Annotated in this window: 19 protein-coding genes, 1 tRNA gene and 1 riboswitch; of the genes, 11 read left to right on the top strand and 9 right to left on the bottom strand. The window is 70.0% G+C overall.

Annotation, left to right across the window (positions count from 1 at the left end; genetic code table 11):
* From AC3EN4_RS12730 to AC3EN4_RS12720, 3 genes are read left to right on the top strand one after another with little or no spacing between them, the layout of a single operon-like run.
* Positions 1-1,407 carry a serine/threonine-protein kinase gene (locus tag AC3EN4_RS12730; protein ID WP_435206117.1) on the top strand — a complete coding sequence of 469 codons (1,407 nt, stop codon included), beginning with the start codon at positions 1-3 and terminating at the stop codon, positions 1,405-1,407.
* Positions 1,404-3,224, top strand: a complete 1,821-nt coding sequence (pknB, locus tag AC3EN4_RS12725; RefSeq protein ID WP_435206116.1) for a Stk1 family PASTA domain-containing Ser/Thr kinase — start codon at positions 1,404-1,406, stop codon at positions 3,222-3,224. The genes AC3EN4_RS12730 and pknB overlap by 4 nt, the downstream gene beginning before the upstream one ends.
* A gap of 14 nt (positions 3,225-3,238) precedes the next feature.
* Positions 3,239-3,928 carry a SanA/YdcF family protein gene (locus AC3EN4_RS12720; RefSeq protein ID WP_435206115.1) on the top strand — a complete coding sequence of 230 codons (690 nt, stop codon included), beginning with the start codon at positions 3,239-3,241 and terminating at the stop codon, positions 3,926-3,928.
* An 8-nt stretch (positions 3,929-3,936) separates the two neighbouring features.
* Here AC3EN4_RS12720 and AC3EN4_RS12715 read toward each other — a convergent pair whose 3' ends face one another.
* Genes AC3EN4_RS12715 through AC3EN4_RS12700 form a run of 4 tightly spaced genes read right to left on the bottom strand, consistent with a single transcriptional unit; the run spans position 3,937 to position 7,391 of the window.
* Positions 3,937-4,587, bottom strand: a complete 651-nt coding sequence (locus AC3EN4_RS12715) for an aminodeoxychorismate/anthranilate synthase component II (protein ID WP_422737614.1) — start codon at positions 4,585-4,587, stop codon at positions 3,937-3,939.
* Positions 4,588-4,589: 2 nt separating this feature from the next.
* Positions 4,590-4,874, bottom strand: a complete 285-nt coding sequence (locus AC3EN4_RS12710) for a hypothetical protein (protein WP_422737615.1) — start codon at positions 4,872-4,874, stop codon at positions 4,590-4,592.
* Positions 4,875-4,878: 4 nt separating this feature from the next.
* Positions 4,879-6,591, bottom strand: a complete 1,713-nt coding sequence (locus AC3EN4_RS12705) for a class E sortase (RefSeq protein WP_435206114.1) — start codon at positions 6,589-6,591, stop codon at positions 4,879-4,881.
* Positions 6,588-7,391: a DUF881 domain-containing protein gene (locus tag AC3EN4_RS12700; protein WP_435206113.1), complete on the bottom strand. Its 804-nt coding sequence runs from the start codon at positions 7,389-7,391 to the stop codon at positions 6,588-6,590. Before AC3EN4_RS12700 ends, AC3EN4_RS12705 begins: the two co-directional genes overlap by 4 nt.
* Before the next feature lie 222 nt (positions 7,392-7,613).
* On the opposite strand from AC3EN4_RS12700, the gene AC3EN4_RS12695 reads away from it, so the two are divergent.
* The 5 genes from AC3EN4_RS12695 (at position 7,614) to AC3EN4_RS12675 (ending at position 13,991) form a co-directional block, all read left to right on the top strand.
* On the top strand, positions 7,614-7,877 hold the full coding sequence (locus AC3EN4_RS12695) for a cell division protein CrgA (protein WP_007454145.1): 264 nt from the start codon (positions 7,614-7,616) through the stop codon (positions 7,875-7,877).
* 311 nt (positions 7,878-8,188) lie between these two features.
* The gene (locus AC3EN4_RS12690) at positions 8,189-10,387 is read left to right on the top strand and encodes a (Fe-S)-binding protein (protein WP_435206112.1); all 2,199 of its coding nucleotides are present in this window, start codon (positions 8,189-8,191) and stop codon (positions 10,385-10,387) included.
* 106 nt (positions 10,388-10,493) lie between these two features.
* Positions 10,494-11,816: a hemolysin family protein gene (locus AC3EN4_RS12685; RefSeq protein ID WP_435206111.1), complete on the top strand. Its 1,323-nt coding sequence runs from the start codon at positions 10,494-10,496 to the stop codon at positions 11,814-11,816.
* The gene (locus tag AC3EN4_RS12680) at positions 11,809-12,810 is read left to right on the top strand and encodes a hemolysin family protein (protein ID WP_435206110.1); all 1,002 of its coding nucleotides are present in this window, start codon (positions 11,809-11,811) and stop codon (positions 12,808-12,810) included. The genes AC3EN4_RS12685 and AC3EN4_RS12680 overlap by 8 nt, the downstream gene beginning before the upstream one ends.
* Before the next feature lie 167 nt (positions 12,811-12,977).
* Positions 12,978-13,991 (top strand): C40 family peptidase, encoded by a 1,014-nt coding sequence (locus tag AC3EN4_RS12675; RefSeq protein ID WP_435206109.1) that lies wholly within the window; start codon positions 12,978-12,980, stop codon positions 13,989-13,991.
* 110 nt (positions 13,992-14,101) lie between these two features.
* On the opposite strand, the gene AC3EN4_RS12670 is transcribed toward AC3EN4_RS12675, so the two are convergent.
* Positions 14,102-16,057: an N-acetylmuramoyl-L-alanine amidase gene (locus AC3EN4_RS12670; protein WP_435206108.1), complete on the bottom strand. Its 1,956-nt coding sequence runs from the start codon at positions 16,055-16,057 to the stop codon at positions 14,102-14,104.
* Positions 16,058-16,293: 236 nt separating this feature from the next.
* Positions 16,294-16,429, top strand: a riboswitch (cyclic di-AMP (ydaO/yuaA leader).
* Positions 16,430-16,504: 75 nt separating this feature from the next.
* On the opposite strand from AC3EN4_RS12670, the gene AC3EN4_RS12665 reads away from it, so the two are divergent.
* Entirely contained in the window at positions 16,505-17,482 is a 978-nt protein-coding gene (locus AC3EN4_RS12665) for a C40 family peptidase (protein ID WP_435206107.1), read from the top strand.
* Positions 17,483-17,541: 59 nt separating this feature from the next.
* Here AC3EN4_RS12665 and dcd read toward each other — a convergent pair whose 3' ends face one another.
* Positions 17,542-18,120 (bottom strand): dCTP deaminase, encoded by a 579-nt coding sequence (gene dcd / locus AC3EN4_RS12660; protein WP_266247661.1) that lies wholly within the window; start codon positions 18,118-18,120, stop codon positions 17,542-17,544.
* Positions 18,121-18,197: 77 nt separating this feature from the next.
* Between dcd and AC3EN4_RS12655 the strand changes: the two genes are divergently transcribed.
* Complete coding sequence (locus tag AC3EN4_RS12655; RefSeq protein WP_435206106.1) at positions 18,198-18,746, top strand: pyridoxamine 5'-phosphate oxidase family protein; 549 nt, start codon at positions 18,198-18,200, stop codon at positions 18,744-18,746.
* A gap of 75 nt (positions 18,747-18,821) precedes the next feature.
* Here the strand turns inward: AC3EN4_RS12655 and AC3EN4_RS12650 are convergent, their stop codons facing one another.
* Entirely contained in the window at positions 18,822-19,808 is a 987-nt protein-coding gene (locus AC3EN4_RS12650) for a zinc metalloprotease (RefSeq protein ID WP_435206105.1), read from the bottom strand.
* Between the two features lie 203 nt (positions 19,809-20,011).
* Here AC3EN4_RS12650 and AC3EN4_RS12645 point away from each other — a divergent pair.
* A tRNA-Gly gene (locus AC3EN4_RS12645) sits at positions 20,012-20,085 on the top strand.
* Positions 20,086-20,492: 407 nt separating this feature from the next.
* On the opposite strand, the gene AC3EN4_RS12640 is transcribed toward AC3EN4_RS12645, so the two are convergent.
* A complete protein-coding gene (locus AC3EN4_RS12640; protein ID WP_435206104.1) occupies positions 20,493-24,470 on the bottom strand; it encodes a tetratricopeptide repeat protein in 3,978 nt (1,325 codons plus the stop codon).
* Positions 24,467-24,793, bottom strand: a complete 327-nt coding sequence (locus AC3EN4_RS12635) for a hypothetical protein (protein WP_435206102.1) — start codon at positions 24,791-24,793, stop codon at positions 24,467-24,469. The genes AC3EN4_RS12640 and AC3EN4_RS12635 overlap by 4 nt, the downstream gene beginning before the upstream one ends.
* Positions 24,794-24,816: the final 23 nt, after the last annotated feature.

The following is a 24,816-nucleotide window of genomic DNA, read 5'->3' as shown; positions in this document are numbered from 1 at the left end:
ATGCTCAGCCCCGGCGTTCAGCTCGGCAACCGCTACCGTCTCGACGAGCGGATCGCCAGCGGTGGCATGGGTGACGTCTGGCGCGGCACCGACCAGGTGCTCGGCCGGACGGTCGCGGTGAAGAGCCTGCTCCCCGCGCTGCTCGACGACCCGGACTTCGCCGAGCGGTTCCGCGGCGAGGCCCGGACGATGGCCACCATCAACCACCCCGGCGTCGTCGACGTCTACGACTTCGGCAACGACCAGCAGATCGCCTTCCTGGTCATGGAGTACGTCGAGGGCGACGCACTGTCGTCGACGCTGAGCCGGGTCGGCCGCCTCACTCCGGCCCGGACGATGGCGCTCGTCGCGCAGGCCGCGGACGCCCTGCACGCCGCGCACGAGAAGGGCATCGTGCACCGCGACGTGAAGCCGGGCAACCTGCTCGTCCGGCCGAACGGCACGCTCGTGCTGACCGACTTCGGTATCGCCCGCTCCGACATCGTCGGCCAGCTCACCGCCGCCGGCTCGGTGCTCGGTACCGCCTCGTACATCTCGCCGGAGCAGGCCACCGGTCAGGTGGCCACCCCGGCGTCCGATGTGTACGCGCTCGGCGTGGTCGCCTACCAGTGCCTCGCCGGCCGGCGACCGTTCGAGGGGGACAACCCGCTCGACATCGCCATGCGACACGTCCGGGAGACGCCCCGCCCGCTGCCCAACGACATCCCGCCGCAGGTCCGGGCGGTCGTCGAGCGGGCGCTGGCCAAGGACCCGGCCGCCCGCTGGCCGAGCGCCGCCGCCCTCGCCTCGGTCGCCCGGCAGCTCAAGGCCGCGCTGTCCCAGCAGGCCCGGGCCGGCGGGCACTCCGCGCCGATCTCCGGGGCGCCGTCCTCGCCCGCGGCACCCGGCCGGGCGCAGGTGCCGCAGGGACAGCAGTTCCGCCCGCCGAACGCGCCACACCGGCAGCCGCCCGTCGGGCAGCGACCGACCACGATCGCGCCGGCCTCACCACCTCGCCCCACCGCGGTCGCACCGGCCGTACCGCACGCTCGGCCGCCGGTCGCCCAGGCCGGTTACCCGCGCGGCGCCGCAGCGGTGCCGCCGGCACAGACCCGGCAGGAACACCCACCGGCGTACGTCCGGCAGCCCGGTCCGGCAGCCGAGCCCAGCCGGTCCCGGCCCGGGATGGTGCTCGTCGCCATCCTGCTGGCCTTACTGGTCCTGCTCTGCTCCGGCGTGATTTCCTACAAGCTGCGGAAGGCGTCGCAGACCGGTGCGTCCGGTGCGACGACTTCACAGACCGTGGCGTCCGGCGCGCTGCGGCTCGACGGACGCGACGATGCGACCCGGACGTCGTACCGTCGTGAGGTACGACACCGGCCGGGTGACGGCGGGACGACGACGAGCGAAGGACGACAGACGCGATGACAGCGCAGGCCCGCCTGCTCGGTGGCAGGTACCAGGTCGGCGAGCTGCTCGGCTACGGCGGCATGGCCGAGGTGCACCGCGGTCGCGACCTCCGGCTCGGTCGGGACGTCGCGATCAAGATGCTCCGCACCGACCTGGCCCGGGACGCGACGTTCCAGATGCGCTTCCGCCGGGAGGCGCAGAACGCCGCGTCGCTCAACCACCCGGCCATCGTCGCGGTCTACGACACCGGCGAGGAGACCGCCCCGACCGGCGAGACGCTGCCCTTCATCGTCATGGAGTTCGTCAACGGGCGGACGCTGAAGGAGGTCCTCGGTGTCGAGGGCCGGTTGCAGCCCCGCCGTGCGTTGGAGATCTGCGCCGACATGTGCGCGGCGTTGGAGTTCAGCCACCGGCACGGGATCATCCACCGGGACATCAAGCCGGGCAACGTCATGCTCACCCAGACCGGTCAGGTCAAGGTGATGGACTTCGGTATCGCCCGGGCGCTGGCCAGCGGCGCGACCACCATGACGCAGACCAGCGCGGTCATCGGCACCGCTCAGTACCTTTCTCCGGAGCAGGCGCGCGGTGAGGCCGTGGACGCCCGCTCCGACGTGTACGCGGCCGGCTGTGTCCTGTTCGAACTGGTCTGCGGGCACCCGCCGTTCGTCGGCGACAGCCCGGTCAGCGTCGCGTACCAGCACGTCCGGGAGACTCCGCCGACTCCGAGCGACATCAACCCGGACGTCAATCCGGCGGTCGACGCGATCGTGCTCAAGGCGCTGTCGAAGAACCCGCTGAACCGCTACCAGAGTGCCGGCGAGATGCGCGCCGACCTGCTGCGCGCCGCCGCCGGCCGGCCGGTGCTGGCCACTCCGGTGCTGCGCGAGGCGGAGACGGTGGCGATGGCCCCGGCCGGTGGCGGCGCTGCCGGCTACCCGCCGGCCGCCACCGGACCGCAGACCCGGCAGATCCCGGCGCGGGTCGGCGACCCGCGCCAGCGCAAGGCGTCCTCCTGGCTGATCGCCCTGTTCAGCGCGGTCGGTGTGCTGGCGGTGATCGCCCTGGTCGCCGCGCTGCTGTGGAATCAGCAGCAGGACAAGGACCTGAAGTCCGTGCCGACGCTCGCCGGGAAGACACGGGACGCCGCGTTCGCCGAGATCAACAAGGCCGGCCTCAATCCGGTTGTCGGCGATCCGGTCCTGAACAGCACCTGCGCCGAGGGCACGGTGGTTGGCCAGAACCCGCAGCCGAACACTCGCCTGAAGCAGGCCAGCACCGTCACCATCCAGCTCTGCGGCGGTAAGCCCGACGTGGCAGTCCCGACCGGGCTGGAGGGCAGCAAGGAGGAGAGCGCCGTCGCTCGCCTCAAGGAGGTCAAGCTAGGCGCCACGGTCAAGCCGGTGGACAGCCCGGAGAGCGAGGGCATCGTCGTCAAGGTCAGCCCGCCGGAGGGTCAGAAGGTGCCCGAGGGCACCAAGGTGATCCTCGAGGTGTCGAAGGGCAACGTCCGCGAGGTGCCGGACGTCGTCGGGCTGAGCGAGGACGAGGCCACCCGCACCCTGCGCAACGCCGGCTTTGTGGTGAACGTCCAGAATGGCCCAGAGGTGCCGGCGGACCAGGCCGGCAAGGTCACCGACCAGAGCCCCAACGGCAGGGAGAAGAAGCCGAGCGGCACCAGGGTGACCATCAAGGTGAGCCAGCCGGAGGAGGTCGTGGAGACGCCCAGCTCGCCTGCAACACCGACGCCGACGCCGAGCGGATCGACCACGCCCGGCAACGGTGGTGGCACCGGTCAGCCGATCATCCCGCCGTTCCGGGTGGACGGGGAGTAGCCGTCCGCATCCCGGTGCCCGTCGAGGACCGCCCTTCGGCTCGCGGCTGGCGACGGTGGCTGCGACGCGGGGCGGTCCTGGGCGTGGTCGTGGTGGCGCTGAGCAGCGTCCCGTGGCTGTGGACGACCATCGGTGCGCGCGGGCACACCCACGACGCGGCCGAGGCACCCACCGCCGATGTCGTGATCGTCCTGGGCACCGCCGTCGCGGCTGACGGAGAGCAACCGAGCGAGCGGCTCGCCGGCCGCTTGGAGACCGCTGCCGAGCTGGTGCGTACCGGACGGGCGCGGGCGGTGTTGGTGTCCGGCGACGGGGGTGGCGCGTCCGGCGACGAGCCGACGGTGATGACCGGGTATCTGACCGAGCGGCTCGGTGTCGACCCGCGACGGGTGGTGGCGGACCCGTACGGCCTGGACACGTACGACAGTTGCGTCCGCGCCCGGGACGTGTACGGCGTCGAGCGCGCGCTGATCGTCACGCAGTCCTACCACCTGTCCCGGGCGGTGACGCTCTGCCGGCACCTCGGCCTGGACGTCGACGGGGTCGCCGCCCGCTGCGACGGATGCGGTTCCGTCATGCTCGCCGGGAAGGCGGTCCGGGACTACCTGGCCAGCGGCAAGGCCGCCTGGGACGCGGTCCGGGACCGGCCACCCGCGGTCCGGTCACCCGCGAATTCGGCCGTGCGGGACGCGCTCACGAGCTGACCGTGCCTTCAGGAGGTGGCGAAGGCGGCGAGCCGCCGGGCGTCCACCTCGGCGGCCAGCGCCGGGGCACGCTCCAGCGCCTCGGTGTGGCCGCAGCTCGCCAGCCAGTTGGCGAGCATCAGGTGGCCGCCCTCGGTGAGCACCGACTCCGGGTGGAACTGCACGCCCTCGATGGGCAGCGTGCGGTGCCGCATCGCCATCACCACTCCGGAGCCGGTCCAGCCGGTGACCTCCAGCTCGTCCGGCAGCGTCTCCGGGAGGACGGCCAGCGAGTGGTAGCGGGTGGCGGTGAACGGGTCGGGCAGGCCGGCGAGCACGCCGACGGAGTGGTGCCGTACCTCGGAGGTCTTGCCGTGCAGCAGCTCGGCGGCCCGGGTGACGGTCGCCCCGAAGGCCTCCCCGATCGCCTGGTGGCCGAGGCAGACGCCGAAGATCGGCAGCTCGCCCGCGTACTGGCGGATGACGTCCAGGCAGATGCCCGCGCGGTCCGGGCTGCCCGGGCCGGGTGAGAGCAGGACGCCGGACGCGCCCGACCGGCCGACCTCGGCGACGTCGATCTCGTCGTTGCGGCGTACGTCGCAGTCCACGCCGAGCTGGCCGAGGTACTGCACCAGGTTGAAGACGAACGAGTCGTAGTTGTCGATCACCAGGACGCGCATGGTCACCTGCTCGTGGAGGACGGTTCGGGATTGTTCCGTTCCGTGTCGTACGGCAGGTCGTGCTCGTCGCCGGCCGGAGCGTCGTCGGTCACCGCGTCGCCGCCGCTCGGCTCGCCCGGAACGCCGTTGTCCTGGGTAACCTGGACGTCGTCGAAGGGCAGCAGGGGCTCGGCCCACGGGAAGGCCACGTACCAGAGCAGGGCCACCGTGGCGGCCGCGAGCAGCACCGAACCGACGAGCTTGCCGGCGAGGCCGAACGGGAGCTTGCGCCAGATGAACGCGTACATCTCGTCAGCCTCCCAACTCGGTGGGGCGGCCCGCCGACTTGGGTTGGGTTCGGTCCAGCTCGGCGTGGATGATCAGGCGCTGGTAGTTGTCCCACTTGGGGTTGCAGGTGGTCAGGGTGAGCATCCGCTTGGTCGGCTTCTTGTTCGGCTCGCCGGGCACGGGTGCCACCACCTCGACCTGCGTCGGCTTGACGATGCGGGTCTGCGCCACCCGGTAGACGTACCAGTCGGTCTTGCTCTCGACCACGATCGCGTCGCCGTCGTGCAGCTCGTCCAGCCGCCAGAAGGTGGCCCGGTTCCGGTGGCCGGCGACCGAGAAGTTGCCGACCTGGCCGGGCAGCGCGCTGGTCGGGTAGTGGCCCGGCGCGTACCGGATGTCGTCCTGGGTCACGCCCTCGACCACCACCCAGTTCTTGTCGAGCTTGGGGATGTAGAGGCCGGCGATCGGCTTGCCGCGCACAGGCGGGGACGGCTTGGCGCTCGGAGCCTTCGACGGGACGACCGTCGGGTCGTCGGTCGGGCCCCACTCCTGGGCGAGTTGGCTGCTGAGGTCGTTCTGGTGGGCGTCCACCACGGCGGACTTGCCCCACACCTCGTACCCGGCGAAGAGGAGCACCACCAGGCCGAAGGTGATCAGGACCTCGCCGGTGGCCCGGATGCCGGTCCGGATCCGGGAGCCCAGGGACGGGCGGGTCAGCTCCGAGTAGACGCTCTTGTAGCCCTCGCCGGTCTGGTGCGGCCGGAGTTGGACGACCCGCTCCCCCCGACGCGGTCGGGGCGGCTCGGCGACGCCGTCGCCCTCGTCGGTCGTCCCCTCCGGGGCAGGCGTACGGGGAACCGCGCCCATCAGCGCCGTCGTGTCGATGGACGGGGGTCGGGGCGTCGGCCTGCTGGTCACGGTGGGGATGACCGCGGTGGCGTTCGGATCGTCCCCCCGGCCGGACCCGGCCGGGGAGACGGGGGTGCCCGAGGCGCTGGTGGGACGCGTGGACCCGGGGGCGACCTTCGGGATGACCGCGGTGGCGTTCGGGTCGGCGCTCGGCGGCGTCGGCGTGCTCGGCGGTGTGGCGGCGCTCGGCGGCGTCGAGCCACCGGGGGATGCCGAGGCCCAGGTCGGCGTCGCGGCCACGCCGGGCGTCGAGCGGCCGGAGTCGCCGGCGGCGGCCGGGGTACCCGGAGCGTTGCCGGGCGTGGTCGGTACCCCGACCGGACCGACGGCCGGCGGACGGCTCGCGGCGCCGCCACCGGCCGAGGAGCGGGTGGGATCGATGCTCGGGGTGGGTTGCCGGACCGGCAGCGGTGTGGAAGGTGCGGTGGGCCGGCTCGGAGCGGCGGACGGAGGACCGGGTTCGGCGGGCGGTGCCGCGCTACCCGGCCAGCGCGGTGGCGCGGTCGGGCCGGAGGTGCCCTGCGGGTCCGACCATCCGCCGCCCTGCGCCGCGAAGGCGGCGGGTGGGCTCGTCGGCCGTGTGCGACCGGGCAGCACCGGCTCGGGCCAATTACCGGTCGGTGGCCGGCCCGGCGTCGGCTCGGGTCGGGCCGGCGACGACTCGGGCCGGTCGCCGGTGGGCTCGGCCTTGCCCGGGGACGACTCCACCCGGGCCGCAGGAGGCTCTGCGCGGCCCGGCTCGGGTCGGCTGACCTTGGGCAGGAAGGCCGTCGGCTCGTCGGCCTGGTCCCGGTGCCGGCCGTCGCGGCGCTCGTCGGGGCCGCTCACCTGGGCACCGTCGCCGAGCGCAGGGCGGTCGAATCCTCGAAGGCCGGCACGGTCACCGTGGAGACGGACTCCTTGTAGCCGAGTTGGTAGTCGTCGACTGCGTCCTTGAACAACCGGACTCCCTCAGAGCTGGCGAGGGCCTGCTGGAGGGCAGCGGGATCGCCGATCGCTACGATCTTGAACGGTGGGGAGTACACCCGGCCGTGGAGCAGCAGGGTGTTACCGACGCAGCGTACCGCGCTGGTTGCGAGCACGCGGACGTTCATGATTGACATGGCCTCCGCTCCACCCGCCCAGAGCGCGTTGACCACCGCCTGCACGTCGCCCTGGTGTACGACCAGGTCGTCGTTGGTGGCGTCGGAGTGGGCCTCGTCGTTGTGCTGGGGCGCGTCGTTCAGCTCGACCGTCACGGCCGTGCCCGTGACGGGGGTGAACCCGGCCGCCGCGAGGCTGCGCTGGGCGCGGGTCTGCTGGGCCTTGATCGGGGCGTCCGAGTCGGCCAGCGTGTCGGTGCGTTGCTCGACCTCGTTGCGCAGGGTGGCGGCGCGGCGCTCGCTCGCCGTGACCTGCTGCTGCCGTTCTTCGATGAGCTGGTTGAGCTGGGGCCGCCGGTCCTCGCGCAGGGCGGTGCCGCCGGCTGTGGTCGCGGTGGTGGTGAAGAGCAGTCCCGCCGCGGCGGCGATCAGGGGGACCCCGATCGACCAGCCCGGCCGCCGTTGGCGTGGCCGCCGGGGCAGCAGTCCGGCGACGGCCCGTCGGAGGACCTTCTGCCAGGAGGCGGCGCCGGATGTGTACTCCACCGAGCGTTCCTTCCGAGTGTCGGGGGATCGGTTCGCGACGACTGGGCCGCGATGCGAACAGTCCCGCCCTTTTCGGTCACTCCATGTACCTGCCTGACCCCATTCGTGGTCCAGGCGGCCGTTCGGGACTACGCTAGCTGTCGAACATTATTGGCCATGAACCGTCGCCTCCGCGTCCGGTTGTCAGGCCGGACGAGGTTGTCACCCCCTCTGGAGAGCGCCGTGCCCAAGTCTCAGGTCCGCAAGAAGAAGGTGTACACCCCGCCGACGGACGTGCGTCCGACGACGACGGCGGCGTCGCGCAAGCCTAGCCCGGTGTGGCTGCCGATCACCGCGGTCGCGCTGATCGTCGCGGGCATCGGCTGGCTCGTCGTCTACTACCTCTCCGAGCAGGAGTACCCGGTCGCCTCGTGGCAGTACTGGAACCTGGCGGTCGGCTTCGGCGCGATGGTCGCGTCGCTGGTGCTGCTCTCCCGCTGGCGCTGAGCCCGCTCGGGCCGCTGCCGCACCGCAGGAGCGACCACCGGACACCGCAGGATCTCGGTCACCCGCCGTCCCCCTGCCCGGCAGGACCGGGCCGGGCACCCTATGGTGTCCGCAGGCGGCGTGGCCTAATGCGAGATGACTCACGTTACTGCTGGGTAACCTTGCGCGTAGGCTGCACTGCATGACCGAGCGGAGCGAGGTCATCGACCGGTCCGGTCGCAGGTGCGGCAGCGGCGCGACGTTGCCGTGCTCCTGCCCCGGCCCCGGTTGCTGAACCGCTCGACGAGCAGCAGACCGGGGAGGCCAACTCGATGGGCAGCGTCCAGATCGTCACCACGATCCTCGCGGCTGGCATCACCGCCGTGGCGGTGTGGCTGGCGGTGCGCGCGGTCATGAAGATGACGGCCGTGATCCGGCTGGGGCAACCCGCTCCGGAGCGGTTCGCCGACAAGGGCGCCCGCACCAGGAAGATGCTGGTGGAGACCGCCGGCCACACCCGGATGCTCAAGTGGGGTGTGGTGGGCGCCGCCCACTGGTTCGTGATGGTCGGCTTCATCGTGCTGTCGCTGCTGGTGCTCGAGGCGTACTTCGAGGTGGTCACGCCGACCGGCGGCCTGCCGATCATCGGGCACTGGACCGTCTTCGGGCTGGCCACCGAGATCATCACCGTGCTGGGCCTGGTCGGCATCCTGGTGTTGATGGCGATCCGGCTGCAAAATCGGCCGAACCGACCCGGCGGTCGCTCCCGCTTCACCGGCTCCACCATGTGGCAGGGCTACTTCGTCGAGTGGATCGTGCTGCTGGTCCTGATCTTCGGCCTGGTGATCCGGGGCTTCAAGGTCGCGACCGACCATTTCGAGTACCCGGTCTGGGCGACCCCGGTCAGCCACGCGGTCGGCGCGATCCTCCCGGACTGGTCGGACGGGGCGAGCGTCGCCGCGCTCATCAAGATCGTCATTTCGATGACCTGGCTGATCGTCATCTCGCTGAACGTCACCATGGGCGTCGCCTGGCACCGGTTCCTGGCCTTTCCCAACATCTTCTTCAAGCGCGACCCGGAGAAGCCGGCCGGCTCCGGCCTGGGCCCGCTGCGCCCGATGACCAGCGAGGGCAAGCCACTCGACTTCGAGGAGGCCGACCCGGAGAAGGACCAGTTCGGCGTTGCCCAGGTCGAGCAGTTCACCTGGAAGGGCCTGCTGGACTTCAGCACCTGCACCGAGTGCGGCCGCTGCCAGTCGCAGTGCCCCGCCTGGAACACCGGCAAGCCGCTGTCGCCGAAGCTGCTCGTGCTCAGCCTGCGCGACCACGCGTACGCGAAGGCCCCCTACCTGCTGGCCGGCGGCGGCAAGGACCTCACCGGCGAGGAGAAGGCCACCCAGGCGCAGCTCGCGCACCTGGACGTGCTGTCGCTCGCCGAGGGTGACAAGCCGCTGATCGGCACGGCCGAGGAGGGCGGGGTCATCGACCCGGACGTGCTCTGGTCGTGCACCACCTGCGGCGCCTGCGTCGAGCAGTGCCCGGTGGACATCGAGCACGTGGACCACATCGTCGACATGCGCCGCTACCAGGTGCTGATCGAGTCGAGCTTCCCCTCCGAGGCCGGCGTGATGCTGCGCAACCTGGAGAACAAGGGCAACCCGTGGGGCGCGCCGCAGAACACCCGCGAGGACTGGACCAAGGGCCTGGACTTCGAGGTGCCGCGGGTCGGCGAGGTGGACGACTTCGAGTACCTCTTCTGGGTCGGCTGCGCCGGCGCGTTCGAGGACCGGGCCAAGAAGACCACCCGCGCGGTCGCCACCCTGCTCAACGAGGCCGGCGTCAGTTTCGCCATCCTCGGCGAGGGCGAGACCTGCTCCGGCGACCCGGCCCGCCGGATCGGCAACGAGTTCGTCTTCCAGATGCTCGCCCAGCAGAACGTCGAGACGTTGAACGAGGCGTTCGAGGGTCGGGAGAAGGCCAAGCGCAAGATCGTCGCCACCTGCCCGCACTGCTTCAACACCCTGGGCAACGAGTACGGCCAGCTCGGCGGCGAGTTCGAGGTGGTCCACCACACCCAACTCCTGGCCCACCTGGTCTCCACCGGCAAGCTCACCCCGGTCCAGCCCGTCGACGGCGGCGTGACCTACCACGACCCCTGCTACCTGGGCCGGCACAACCGCGTCTTCGCCGCTCCCCGCGAGGTCCTCGGCGACGCCATCCAGGGTGAGATCACCGAGATGCCGCGCAACAGTGAGCGCTCCTTCTGCTGCGGTGCCGGCGGCGCCCGGATGTGGATGGAGGAGAAGATCGGCAAGCGGATCAACGTGGACCGGGTCGAGGAGGCCATGGCCACCGGGGCGAAGACGGTGGCCGTCGGTTGCCCGTTCTGCTCGACGATGCTCAACGACGGCGTCAACGGCAAGGGTGCCGGCGAGCAGGTCGAGGTCGTCGACGTGGCGAGCGTCCTGCTGCGCTCGGTGAAGCCCGAGCAGCCGCGGGGCGACAAGGAGTCCACCCCGGTCGCGGGCTGACGCGTACACCTGGAGTTCTTGCTCATCGGCGGCGGCGGCCCTCAGGGGTCGCCGCCGTCGTGCAAGAATCTCGCCGAGGTGAGGAGACATCGACGGCCTGCTCTTGATGACGGTGCTGCCGCTGGTCGGTTTCGTTGCGCTGACCGCCGGCAACGCGTTCTTCGTCGCGGCCGAGTTCGCCCTGGTCACGGTCGACCGCGCGGAGATCGACCGGCGGGCCGCCGCCGGTGACGACGCCGCCCGCACGGTACGCGCCGCGCTGCGCGAACTGTCCTTCCAGCTCTCCGGGGCACAGCTCGGGATCACCATCACCGCGCTGCTTACCGGCTACCTGGCCGAACCGGCGCTGGCCCGGGTGTTCACCCCGCTGCTGCGTCCGGTGGCCGGGGAGAGCACCGAGCGGTTCACCCCGTTCCTGGCGTTGGCCCTGGCGACGCTCATCTCCATGCTCTTCGGCGAGCTGGTGCCCAAGAACGCGGCGCTGGCCCGGCCGATGCCCGCCGCACTGGCCACCGCCGGGCCGATGCACGCCTTCTCCCGGGCGTTCGGCTGGCTGATCCGGGGCCTGAACGGCTCGGCGAACCGGTTGGTCCGGGCGCTCGGCGTGGAGCCGCAGGAGGAGTTGGCCAGCGCCCGGTCGCCGGAGGAGTTGGGCCTGCTGGCCGCCATCTCGGCGCGCGCGGGCGCGCTGCCGCCGGACACGGCGATGCTGCTGCGGCGCACCATCCGGTTCGGTGACAAGCGGGCGGCCGAGGCGATGACCCCGCGGGTCGACGTGGTCGCGCTGCGGGCCACCGCCACCGTGGCCGAGTTGCTCGAGGAGTCCCGGCGGACGGGACGGACCCGTTTCCCGGTGTACGAGGAGACGCTCGACCTCGTCACCGGAGTGGCGGGAGTGCCGGACGCGCTGGGCGTGCCGCTGGCCGCGCGGGCGTCGACAGTGGTCGGCGCGGTGGCCCGCGAGCCGGTGTACGTGCCGGAGAGTCTGGACCTGGACGGCGTGCTGGCCGCGTTGAAGGCGGCCGGCGCGGACCTGGCCATCGTCGTCGACGAGTACGGCGGCACCGACGGTGTGGTCACGATCGAGGACCTGGTCGAGGAGTTGGTGGGCGAGATCGCCGACGAGTTCGACCCGGCCAGCGTGGACGACGCCGAGCCCTTCGAGTTGACCGTCCCGGGCGGGGAGCGCACGGTGCTTGTCGACGGGGTGCTGCGCTCCGACGAGTTGGTCGAGCAGACGGGCTTCCGGCTGCCCGAGGGGCCGTACGAGACGTTGGCCGGGTTTCTGCTGGCCCGGCTCGGACACATCCCGCTGCCCGGCGAGACGGTCGACGCCGGCGGCTGGGAGTTCACCGTGGTGGAGGTCGAGCGGCACCGGATCGAGCAGGTCCGGGTGCTGCGCCCCGCGGATCCGGACGCCGATGACTGAGCTGTTGGTGGCCGTACTGCTGCTGCTCGGCAACGGCTTCTTCGTGGGCAGTGAGTTCGCGTTGATCGCGTCCCGTCGTACGGTGATCGAGCCGTTGGCGGCCGGTTCGAAGCGGGCCCGCTGGGCGTTGTCGGCGATGAACCAGATCCCGCTGATGATCGCCGGTGCGCAGCTCGGCATCACGGTGTGTTCGCTGGGCCTCGGCGCGATCGCCGAGCCGGCGTTGGCCCATCTGCTCGAATCGCCGTTCCACGCCGTCGGCCTGCCCGAGCGGGCGGTGCACCCGGTGGCGTTCGTGCTCGCGCTCGGCGTCGTCGTCTTCCTGCACACGGTGGTCGGCGAGATGGTGCCCAAGAACATCACGCTGGCCGGTCCGGAGGTCTCCGCGCTCTGGCTGGGGCCGGCCATGCTGGCGTTCTGCGTGGCCACCAAGCCGCTGCTGCTGGCGATGAAGTGGGCCGCCCGCCGGGTGCTGGCTCTCTGGCGGATCGAGGCGACCGAGGCCGTGAAGACGGTGTTCACCGCCGAGGAGTTGGCGGGGCTGGTGTCGCAGGCGCGGACGGAGGGGCTGCTCGACGCCGAGGAGCACGCCCGCATCACCGCCGCGCTGGCCCTGCACTCCCGGACCGCGGCGGACGCCCTGCAACCGTGGTCGACGGTGACGACGGTGGCCGAGGACGTCTCACCGGCCTCGCTGGAGGTGCTGGCTACGCGTACCGGCCGGTCCCGGTTCCCGGTGGTGCAGCGGTCCACCCGACGGGTGCTCGGCTTCGTCCACGTCAAGGACGTCCTCGGGTACGCCGGGCGGGGTCGTCGCGCGCCGGTGCCGGCGGCGGTGTACCGGCCGTTGGCGGTGGTGCCGCCGGACCGTACGCTGGCCGATCTGCTGCTGGCCATGCGGCGGGAACGGCGGCACATGGTGCTGGTCAGTGACGGTCGCCGACCTCTCGGTGTGGTCACACTCGATGACGTATTGACCGCAATCGTTGGTTAATTGACCAACACCCTTGGTGTGCGGGCGGTTGCGCGACAGTGACGATGACTCGGCTCGCCTTGATTCCGGTCCGACGCTTCCCTAATGTGGTGCACCGACCGCTGTGGGTCGTCTGCCTCGGCCCTTCCCTCACGCGAGGCGCCCGGCGGTCGGTTGCAAAGGAGTCGGTGCCGGTGGCAACCATGCCCCCTCATCGTCACGCACCAGGGTCGCCCGTTCGACCGCGCGGTCTGCGCAGGGTCGCCCGTCGCCTGCTCGTGCTGGTCGCCGCCGCCGCGGTCGGTGCCGGGATGATCGCCGTGCCGGCGCACGCCGAGCCGACGGTGGACGAGATCGAGGCGCAGATCGACAAGAAGTGGGAGGAGTTGGAGCCCACGATCGAGCAGTACAACAAGGTGCGGGCGCAGCTGAAGGTCAACAAGAGCAAGTCCGCCGCGCTGCAGAAGAAGATCGAGCCGCTGGCCCTGCAGAGCGAGTTGGCGCTCAACCGGGTCGGTGACCTCGCTTCCCGCTACTACATGTCGGGCCCCTCGCAGGAGATCGGCGCGCTGCTGGTCAGCGCCAAGCCGGACACCCTCACCGAGCAGCTCACCCTCCTCGACCGGCTCGCCGCCCAGGAGCGCAAGCAGGTCGAGGGCGTACTCGCCGTCCGGGCGAAGTACGACGGCGAGAAGCAGAAGCTGGACGCGCTGATCGCCACCCAGACCAAGCAGCAGAGCGATCTGGCGGCCAAGAAGAAGCAGATCGACGCCGAGATCAAGAAGCTCGAGGCGTCGATGCCGAAGACGACGGTCAAGACCGCCGGTTGCCCGACCATCAACGGTGTGGTCTCCGTGGCGGCGCAGAAGGCGATCAAGACCGCCTGCCAGCAGGTCGGCGACCCGTACGTCTGGGGTGCCACCGGCCCGAACTCGTTCGACTGCTCGGGTCTGACCCAGTACGCCTACAAGTCGGCCGGGATCTACCTCACCCACCACACGGGTGACCAGTGGAACGAGGGCAAGGCGGTCTCGCGCGCCGACGCCCGCGCCGGTGACCTGGTCTTCTTCTACTCCGGCCTGAGTCACGTCGGGCTGTATCTGGGCAACAACCAGATGGTGCACGCGCCACGCGCCGGCAAACCGGTGCAGGTGTCCAGCATCAACACCATGCCGGTCGCCGGGTTCCGCCGACCCGGCTGACCTCCACCAGGCACGACGACGGCCCCCGGTCACCTCGACCGGGGGCCGTCGTGTGTCCTCAGCGTGGTGCGCCGACCGGTTCCCTCAGCGCGGTGCGCCGACCGGTTCCCTCAGCGCGGTGCGCCCACCGGGGACGGCAGGAGCTGTACGTCGGCGAGGTCGACGTACATGACGCGGTGGCCGAACTGGATCTGCGCGTACCGGTTCTGGCCCCGGATCACCGTCCAGTCGCCGGGCGAGGAGCCGTCGAAGGTGCTGGCCCGGTAGTACTCGCCGGGCAGCACCGCGCCGACCGCGTACCGCTGACCGGCGGCGAGGGTGTACTGCAACGGTGAGATCGCCTGGTAGGGCACGCCGGCCGGGTAGGCGGCCTGCTCCGGGTACGCCCGCCCGTACACCGGGATCGTGGTCCGGCCGGGCTTCGGGGTGACCACCATCCCGACGGTCCAGGTCGCGGTCGGGGCGGACGCCGGGTTGTGGAACCAGGCCCGCTGCCCGAGGTACCAGATGGCCGTCCAGTCACCCTGCCGACCGGCCAGCGCGTACGTCTGGCCGGCGGAGGCGCGGGCGCCGTGGTCCGACACGTCCATCGTGTTCGGGGTGCCGTCGGGGCGCAGCGCGATGTCGTTGACCAGCGGCGCGTCCGCCGACGGCGCGGTACGCAACACCACCGCCGACGAGCCGCGGGGCGCGCACGGTGTTCCCGGGGTGACGCACCCGGTGAACGCCGGCCGGTTGGTCGCGTAGTCGGGGTCGATCCGGACCAGCCCGGTGGCCGGGGTGCCGGTGTCGAGTCGGGGCGCGTGCAGCAGGTCGAAGTAGTGCGTCCAGTCCCAGTAGGGCCCCGGGTCCCAGTGCATCCCGCGCACCGTCGCCGCCGTGGTGCCGGGCACGTTGTCGTGGCCGATGATGTGCTGGCGGTCCAGTGGGATGCCCAGCCGCAGGGCGAGATGCCGGACGAGCTTCGCCGAGGTCCGGTACATCGCCTCCGTGTACCAGGTGCCCTGCGCGGCGAAGCCCTCGTGTTCCAGCCCGATCGACTTGGCGTTGACGTACCAGTTGCCGGCGTGCCAGGCGACGTCCTTGGTCCTGACGTGCTGGGCGATCTGTCCGTCCACCGACCGCAGCGAGTAGTGCCAACTCACGTAGGTCGGATCCTGAACGAGTTGCAGGGTGGTCGCCCAACTCGCCTCGGTGTCGTGGATGACGATGTACTCGATCTTCTGCCGGCCGGGTCGGTCGGAGAGGTCGTGGTTGCCGTAGTCGCCGTCGCCGAACGCCGCGTAGGGGGCGGGGATCCACTCACAGGACACCGTGCGGGGGCATTCCAGCCCGTCCGGACGGGCGAGTCGCCGCAGCCCGAGCCGGTCCAGCCAGGACCGTTCGGGGCGGACCGTCCGGGCCGGCAGCGTGACCCGCTGGCCGTCGTCGGTAACCCGCGTCTCGCCGGCGCCGATCGTGGTGAAGACCTCGTCGGCGAAGGCCGCCGCGGCATCGGCGCTGTCCGCGCCGGCGTAGCGGGCCACCGCGCCGTACCAGGTGGCCGGGTCGGTGCCGACGCCGACCGGGGCGCCGACCTCCCGTTGGTACGCGGACAGCAGCGCCGCCCCACCCCGGATGTTCGTCGTCGGGTCGGTGCGCAGCGCCTCGACGGTGGCGCCGGTCAACGCGGCGGCGGCGTCCAGCGTCTGTAGCGCGGCGGTGGGCGGCGCGTCGTCGGTGGCGGGCGCGGGCGTCAGAGCGCGACGGGAGTCGTCGCCGCGCGGGTCCTCTCCCGGAGCGTCGTGGTGGCCGCGCCGGGGTAGGGCGGCCACGTGACGGGCGTCGGTCAGGTGCATCGGGCCGTAGCCGCCGCTGGTGCTCGGGGTGCCGGCGTTGCTGTCCCACCGGGATTCCAGGTAGGAGACGCCGAGCAGCACGTCGAGCGGCACGCCGTACTCGGTCGCGGCGGCGGCGTACTGCTGCTGGCGGTCGGCGGCGGGTGCCGCGGCGGCCGGTCCGGCGGGTAGCGGTACGGTCGCTGTGGCGGTGAGCAGCGCGACGGCGAGCAGGGTCGGACGTTTCATCGAACCCCCTACATATGAACTGGTGTCGGTTGCGGTCACCTTCGCGCTGCGGGGGAGTCCGCGTCAATACCTTTCCATGTATCAAAATCAGCGGAAAGAAACCTTCACATCACCGCGATGGAACGCGCGATTCGGTACGGAGTGTCACGGCCGCACGGGTTGCGGATCGGTAACGGCCGTCTCTACTCTGGTCATTCGTCGGCCCGGTAGCAGGTCTGCCCACCCCGGGCGGTAACGGACCGACACCGCCGAGTCGCTCGCGAGCGAGCCGGGGACCCACGTTCCCCGGGGTGAATCCGCAGTTCCTGCGGTAGGGCGCCCACTTCCCGCCCGAACCCGTCAGCTAACCCGGTAGGCGGTCAGGAAGAAGGAGTACGGAACCCGGTGGCCTCCCATGCCCCGCGGCCGTCGTCCGGACGGTCGGCTCCGGCCGAACCGACGTCGACCGTGCCGCGTCCACGCTGGTCCCGCTTCACCACCGCCCTCGCCGCCCTGGTCGGCGTCGCCGTCGTCCTGACCGGCAGCGCCACGGCGGCCCACGCCGACCCGTCCGTCGCCGAGATCGAAAAGCAGATCGACGACGACTGGAACAAGCTCGAACCGATCATCGAGCGGCACAACGCCACCCGTACCGACCTGGCCCTCAAGCGCAAGCAGGCCGACGCCCTCGCCGCCCGTATCGCGCCGCTGGAGCGCCAGGTCGACGCCGCCATGGACAAGGTCAGCGCGCTGGCCGTGCGCGCCTACATGGGCGAGAACCTGTCGACCGTGAACACGATGCTCGGCAGCCGGTCGCCCAGCGAGGTCGTCGGTCAGCTCGAGATGCTCGACCGGTTCGCCCACAACCAGCAGGAGGACGTCCGTCAGGTCGCCGACCTGCGCAATGAGCTGGCCCGGCAGAAGGCGCCGCTGGACGAGATGGTGGCCCAGCTGACCCGCACCGAGGCCCAGTTGGCGGCGAAGAAGAAGCAGATCAACGAGGAGATCGACCGGCTGCAGAAGCTGCGCCTCAAGGTGTACGGCAACGGCGGCGGCGGTCCGCTGCGTCCGGCGCCCTGCCCGGCCAGCTACCCGGGTGGCGGTGCCGGTATCGCGGTCAAGTTCGCCTGCGCCCAGATCGGCAAGCCGTACGTGTGGGGCGCCGAGGGACCGAACTCGTACGACTGCTCCGGGCTGATGCTGGCCGCGTGGGCGAAGGCCGGTGTGTCGCTGCCGCACAACGCCGCCGCCCAGAGCCGGGTCACCAAGAACGTCAGCAAGAGCGACCTGCGCCCCGGTGACCTGGTCTTCTACTACAGCGACATCCACCACGTCGGGATGTACGTCGGCAACGGCTGGGTGGTGCACGCCTCCCAGGCCGGGGTGCCCGTCAAGATGAAGAAGGTCGACGACGGGCCCATTCACAGCTACGGCCGTCCCGGCTGACCGACGCGGGACACGGTCAGGGCCCGTCGCGATCCGCTCGCGGCGGGCCCTCGTCGTCCCTAGCGCGTCGGCCAGGCGCGCCAGTTCTGCCAGGAGCGACTCGGCGTCGGCCCCCGCTGACCCTGGTAACGCGACCCGTAGACCACCGAGCCGTACGGGTGCTCGGCCGGCGACGAGAGCCGGAAGATGCAGAGCTGGCCGATCTTCATGCCCGGCCAGAGGGTGATCGGCAGGTTCGCCACGTTGGACAGTTCCAGCGTGACGTGCCCGGAGAAGCCCGGGTCGATGAACCCGGCGGTGGAGTGGGTGAGCAGGCCGAGGCGGCCCAGCGAGCTCTTGCCCTCCAGCCGGCCGGCGAGCTGGTCGCCGAGCGAGATCACCTCCAGCGTCGAGGCGAGCACGAACTCCCCCGGGTGCAGCACGAACGGCTCACCGTCGGGCACCTCGACCACCGAGGTCAGATCGTCCTGCTGCATGGCCGGGTCGATGTGGGTGTAGAGGTGGTTGTTGAAGACCCGGAACAGCCGGTCGAGTCGTACGTCGATGCTGGAGGGTTGGACCAGGGTGGGCTCGAACGGCTCCAGGCCCAGCGTGCCGGCCTTGATCTCGGAGACCAGGTCACGGTCGGAGAGCAGCATCGGACCACCATAGCGAGGTGGGCGGTGACCAGCGTGTCGAGGTCGCTCCTCGTACATTTGTTCGATAGAATGCCCGCATGGCTTCCTGGTCCGATTTCGCCGCCGACGAGCCCCGCCTCGCCGACGGCATCCGCGTTCTCCTGCAGCAGTACGGGCCGGGCTTCGGCTACCTGGCCACGGTCCGTGCCGACGGTGGGCCCCGGGTCCATCCGGTCTCCCCGGTCATCACCGACGAGGGTCTGTTCTGCTTCATCATCGACTCGCCGAAGCGCCGCGACCTCGAACGCGACGGCCGTTACGCGCTGCACTCGTTCCCCCCGGAGGAGAGCGACGACGAGGCGTACGTGGCGGGCCACGCCTGGCCGGTCACCGATCCGGTCCGGGTGGCCCGGCTGGCGCAGAGCGCCCGGGCGGAGCCGCGGGTCGACTGGCGGTTGTTCGAGTTCACCGTCGACGTGGCGATGCTGACCCGCCGCGACCAGCACGGCTTGGGCATCGCGGTCGGGCGACCGGCCGTCCAGGTCTGGCTCGATCCGCACACCCCACCCGCGGCGACCGCGCCTCCGGCCGTACCGCAGACTCGCCCGACCCGTCGCAGCCGCGACGTCCAGTGCACGGCCGCCTGACCACGGCCCTGGGGAGAAAAACGCCGGTGCCGGCTCCGTCGTGACAGAGCCGGCACCTGGTGTACGCGAGGAGAGCTACGCCGCGCGGTACGCGTTCCACGCGGTCAGCATGCGGCTCGCCTGACCTGCGGTGAACTGGTACATGCACGAGTCGTAGGTGTAGTCCATGAAGTTGGTGATCGGGTCCAGGCCGGTCGCCGAGCAGGTGTTCCGCCCGGTCGGGCACTGGTACGCCGGGGACGCCTCGGCCGGGGTGTCGCTTACCTGGTCGCCGGAGCCGCCGCAACCGCCCTGGAAGGTGTGGTACAGGTTCAGCCAGTGGCCCACCTCGTGGGTGCCGGTGTCGCCCTGGTTGTAGTTGGTGGCCGTGCCACCCGGCAGCGACTCGCTCAGCACGACCACGCCGTCCATGCTGCTCAGGTTTCGCTGCGGGAAGGTCGCCCAGCCCAGCAGGTCGTCACTCAACTCGCCGAGGTAGATGTTGAGCGTGTTCTTGCCGCCCACCCGCAGCGACGACTTCATCGACCGCTCGGCGGACGAGCCCTCGACGATCGGGTACCAGGAGGGGTTCGTCACCCGGTTGATCTTGTCGAGCCGGAAGGCGAACGCGGTGGCCGCGCCGCCGGTCGACCCGGCGTAGGACTGGTTCAGCACGCTGATCTGCGAGGTGATCATCGAGTCGGGGATGTTGCCGCCGGCTCGGGTGCTGTTCTCCTGGATCACGTGCACCACCACCGGGATGGTGACGGTGGCTGCCAGCGTCGTGGCACCGGCGCCGGCCCGGTAGTTGGCCCGCTCGCGCAACGCCGCCGCGAGGTCGGCGTCCCGCTCGCGGACCTGCTTGGCGGTCAGTTCGTTCGGCTCGTGCTTGGCCCCCGCGCCGGGCTTCGCCCGGGCGTTGGCGTGGCTGTCGGCCGGCTCCGCGCAGGTGCCGCCGGGCGCCGCGGAGAAGGCCGAAGCGGCCGGGACGACACCCACCGCGGCGGTGCTGAGCAGCAGCGCGAGGGTCGTCGACGCGACACCGGCGACACGCCGGGTCAGCAGGTTGGGACGGAGTCCCATGGGCCCACCTCTTTCTGGCGGCGCGACAGGGGGTGTGTCACGCCGTGGCTGAGAACGTGTGGCAGACGTTACAACCCATCGACGCATTTGAGAACGGCCATATGTTGCCGTCTGGAAACTTCTTCGGCTCTGGACGTGGCCGGCCGGCGCGCGGGGGTGGCTGGGTGCACGGCCGCGACGACTCGGGTACAGTGGTGCCGCCCGCGGGTGTAGTTCAATGGCAGAACATCAGCTTCCCAAGCTGACAGTGCGGGTTCGATTCCCGTCACCCGCTCCACGATCAAGGCCCAGGTCGGGACATGCTCCCGACCTGGGCCTCATTCGTTTCGGTCACCTCTTAGGCTTGGCGTGCCCGTTGCGTGCCCGATCGCGGCCCTTTTTGATCTGCTCACTGAGGCCGTCAGCAATGTGCTGGTCACGTTCCTGGGCCGTGTGCCGATAGATCGGCGGCCCGAGTGGAGGCGTGCCCCGTCCGGGCCATGAGGTCGGCGAGTTCGCGCCGGTCCGTGACGCAAGGGTTCCCGGTGTGTCTCCCGCCTGCTATCGACCGCACGCCAAGCAGACCACCGCCCGACCCGGCAGCGCCCGTGGGGCCGTGAAGGTCCGCTTGAGGTGGCGGCCCGGAAGGCGGCCCGCTCCCACAGGGGGCGGATCGCGGCGTGGGGGAGGATGGCAGCGGCGGTCTCATTCGGTGGCATCGTCGACAGCCGCGTTAAGCGCATCGACGAGGTCGGTACCCAGGTTGTCTTGCAGGATCCGATGGAAGTCGGTTGAACTCATCTGTTGCCGCAGCTGCTTCAGCTCGGTCACCGTCTCTCTGGGCCACTGGCCGTACAGCGATCGCCAGTTGGCAGCCGCTCTGAACAACGCGCGGGCTGCATTGTCGAAGCGCCGCTGATCCTGAGCGACCAGGCCGAGCCGGTGATAGGTGCTGGCAGTGTTGTGCCGGTCGTTGAGCCCTAGGTAGATGGTCAGGGCCTGCTTGTAGTGGGCTTCGGCTTCGTCGAAGCGCCGCTGGTCTTGCGCGACCAGGCCGAGCCGGTGATAGGTGCTGGCAGTGTTGTGCCGGTCGTCGAGCTCCAGGTAGATGGTCAGGGCCTGCTTGTAGTGGACTTCGGCTTCGTCGAAGCGCCGCTGACCTTGCGCTACCACGCCAAGCTGGTGGTAGGTGCTGGCCGCACTGTGCTGGTCGTTGAATTCCAGGTAGCTGGTCAGGGCCTGCTTGTAGTGGGCTTCGGCTTCGTCGAAGCGCCGCTGGTCTTGCGCGACCACGCCGAGATTGTGGTAGACGCCAGCCGCGTTGTGCCGGTCGTTGAATTCCAGGTAGCTGGTCAGGGCCTGGTTGTAGTGGGCTTCGGCTTCGTCGAAGCGCCGCTGATCCCGCGCGATGACGCCGAGATTGTGGTAAATGCCGGCGGTGCTGTGCCGGTCGTTGAATTCCAGGTAGATGGTCAGGGCCTGCTTGTAGTGGGCTTCGGCTTTGTCGAAGCGGCGCTGATCTTGCGCGACAACGCCAAGCTGGTGGTAGGTGCTGGCTGCGCTGTGCCGGTCGTTGAACTCCAGCTTGATGGTCAGCGCCTGGTTGTAGTGGGCTTCGGCTTCCGCGAAGCGCCGCTGATTCTGCGCGACAACGCCGAGCTGGTGGTAGGTGAGGGCAGCGCTGGGCCGATCACCGGACGCCAGCTTGATCGTCAGGGCCTGCTTGTAGCGAGCTTCTGCTTCGTCGAAGCGCCGCCGATCTTGGGCGACCCTGCCCAGGTTGTGGTAGGTGCCGGCGGTGTGGTGCCGGTCGTTGAACTCCAGGAAGATGGTCAGGGCCTGGTTGTAGTGGGTTACGGCTTCGTCGAAGCGCCGCCGATCCTGCGCGACCCTGCCGAGCTGGCCGTAGGTGAGGGCAGCGCTGGACCTATCAGCGAATTCCAGGAAGATGGTCAGGGCCTGGTTGTAGTGGGCTGCAGCTTCGTCGAAGCGCCGCTGATCCTGCGCGACGATGCCAGCCAAGTGATGCAGGGCCGCGGATTCGCGGCGTAGGTCCTCGCGGTCGGGGTCGCGGGGAGCGGCGATCGCGCTGTTGAGCACGTGCCGGCGGGTGTCCTGTTGTTTGGTCTGGTCGAGGTACTCCTCTACCGCCTGAACGATGGGAAGGACGGCTTGGTCGGTGTGAAGCCCGTGATTGAGGGCGACGATGAGATTGGCGTACTCGGTGCGCGCTGTCGCGTGTCCGGTCTCGCGCTGTCGCGGCTCCTGTGAGGTGAGCATCCGGTAAATCAGATTCCCGATGCCGGTCTGGAGCCGGTAATGCGCATCCTGGGCGGCTTTGTGCAGTTCGGGGTGGTCGTTAATGCGGGTACGTAGGAAGTAGGGCAGCACCGGCAGGATCTGCACCCAGTTGGTCAGGTGGGGGTGGGATGTGGCTAGTCCGACCCGGACGGTTTCAGCGACCGCTGCGGTGAGGTCGATCGGGCCGAGGGCTTCGACCGCCTCGTAGTCGGCAAGCAACTGCTGATAGGCGTCGAGGAACGGCGTGGGGATGCTGGCGGTGAATGGTGCCAGCAGCAGCAGGGAATGTTGGATGGTGGGGTTGAGTTTGCCGTGGCTGTACTCGATGACCTGGTTGATGCGCTCGAGATCCGTGGCGCTGTTGCCCTCTTGTAGGTCGGCGAGGACCTGCGCCGGGGTTTGGGTGGCGAGGGTAGGCAGGACCACCGTCAGCGGCAACGGATACCCCCCGAGCAGGGTCGTCAGCCGATCCAGTGCATCGCGCTGCTGCTTGTCGTGCAGGTGATGGGTTCCGCCGTGACGAGTGAGGATCGCGTCGATGAGCACCGATGCTGCCTGGTCATCCAGGCCACCCAGGGAGTAGGTGTTGTCGGCGAAAGTACGTGGTCCGATCCATTGCTCGTGTTCGCGTGACCCGAACAGCACAAGGGTTTTTCCGGCGCGCAGGCGGGCCAGAAACCCGCCGAGTCGTTCACGCTCTGTGTCGTTGAGAGCGTGGGGGATTGCCGCCGGGGTGGCGGTGATTGACTCGGTGTTGTCCAAGACCAGCAGGTACCTGCGTGACCGCAGCAACCGGGCAATGTGCTCGGCCTGTGCCTTCTCGGGCAGCAGTTCTAGCTTCGCCTGCTCTACCGGGTCCAGCAGAGTGGCGGCGATCTCGCGGATGATCTGGTTGAGGGTCCAGGCTCGGTGTTCGTAGCTGAACCGGAACACCATCTCCACAAGGCCGGTGCGTTGCCACCACCAACCCAGATGCTCCAGCAGTGTCGACTTCCCGGCGCCAGCCATGCCTTTGACCAGCAGCATGTTTCGTTCGTCTCGGATCAGCAGCCGCCGCTCGATTGCGTGGATGTCCAAGTCCCGGCCGACGAACCCGTACTCCGTGTCCGGTTCGTCGCCGACCAGCGCCTCACGTTGCAGAAACCGGGCCTGCTGCTCCGCCGACATCTCCGACAACGACAGCCGCACGTCCTGCTGGCTGAATACCACCGGCAGGACCCAGTCCTCCAATTCCAGGTCCTGATCGAAATACGCCTGCCGGGTCTTGTCGTCGAACAGCGACCGTCGCGCAGTCTGCATCGCCGCGACCGGGTCGTCGCCTGCGGCCAGGCCCGAGTACACCAGTGGCATCGCTTGCTTGGCGGCTGACACCGTCACCGAGTACGCCATGCCCACCGTCACCGGAACACCGGCCTCCACCAGGCGTTGGGCAAGGCTGGCCTCGCTGGTCGGTTCCTTCGCCGACTGACACGCGTTGAGAACGGCCACCGGAACCCGATGCTCCGCCAACAGATTCGCGATGTCCTCAGCAGCCACCGGTTCGGCCTTACCCTCGACCGCGGTCTCGAGGAACAGGAACGCCCGCTCACCCGCAAAGAGCGTCGGCCGCCGCTGCCCGAACAGATACCGGTCGGCGGCCCGACCCAGCTCCAGCTCGTCGAACCCGGCCACCGCACCATGCACATCGAAATGAATCACCTGGTAGTAGCCGCTGCCGTGAAGCGTCGTCGCCGCGCGCAGATGCTGCTCCAGTGCCTGCCACGTCCCCGGGCGCACTAGGTCCACCACCACCGGCCGGTCCGCCCGACGCAACCCTTTCAACAACGGCCGGGAAATCGTGCGGTATCCGACATCGGCACGGCCGCCGGGGCGGGCCGTCACCACAAGAATGTTCAACGTCGGCCGCTGCGGCGGCAGGTCGAACCCCGACGGGGTCATATACACGCAGCGGACGATCGGCAACCGAATCGCGAGCGGCACCGGCAGCCCCGGGTCGTACGCAGCTTCCCAATGCAGGCGGTGGAATGCAGCCGAACCCCGCACCTGCACCCGGTAGCCGTCGAATCCGCGCCGTGCCACCACCCGGTAATCCACCAATGCATCCCCGGTGAACACCTGCCGGAACAACCGCTCACCATAGGCGCGCAGCTGCTCCACAGCCTCCTGCGCCAGATCCTTATCCAGGAACGGAAATCTCAGGTGCTCCTCGAAGTACCACGCCAGCCGGCTCTCGTCACCATCGCCAGCCGGGTCGGTGATCGTGACCTCGTATTCCGCGCCGTCGGCAAAGGACACCCGCGCGATGAACGAACCGTCAGCGCCACGTGACCGCTCGGAAATTTTGATCACCAGTACCGGCCGGGGTTCGTCGCTGACGCTCACGAAGTGCTCCGGCGAACCCGGACCACCACCACACGATCATCACCCGAACGGGTCTCGGTCAGCTCCAACTCCGTCACGTCCACAGCCGGCCGCTGCTGAACCACAAGCCGCCGGACCAGGTCATACAGCAGGCTGCTGGCCAGATTGACCGTCAACGGCACTAACACTAACTCCGCCAATCCTGGCAAGAATGTTTCCGGAGCCGTCCGCTGTACCGACGCCGCTCCCAGGGCGGCGGATTCCTCATCGGAGTCCCACGCCTTCGCCAACGTCGCCGGCTCCACACCCACCGCTGGATCTACCGCCACCACCAGTCGCACCATCACAAAACCCTCCCCCATCGAGG

The sequence above is a fragment of the Micromonospora sp. bgisy143 genome (assembly GCF_057708145.1).
This window is presented reverse-complemented; position numbering and strand designations above follow the sequence as displayed.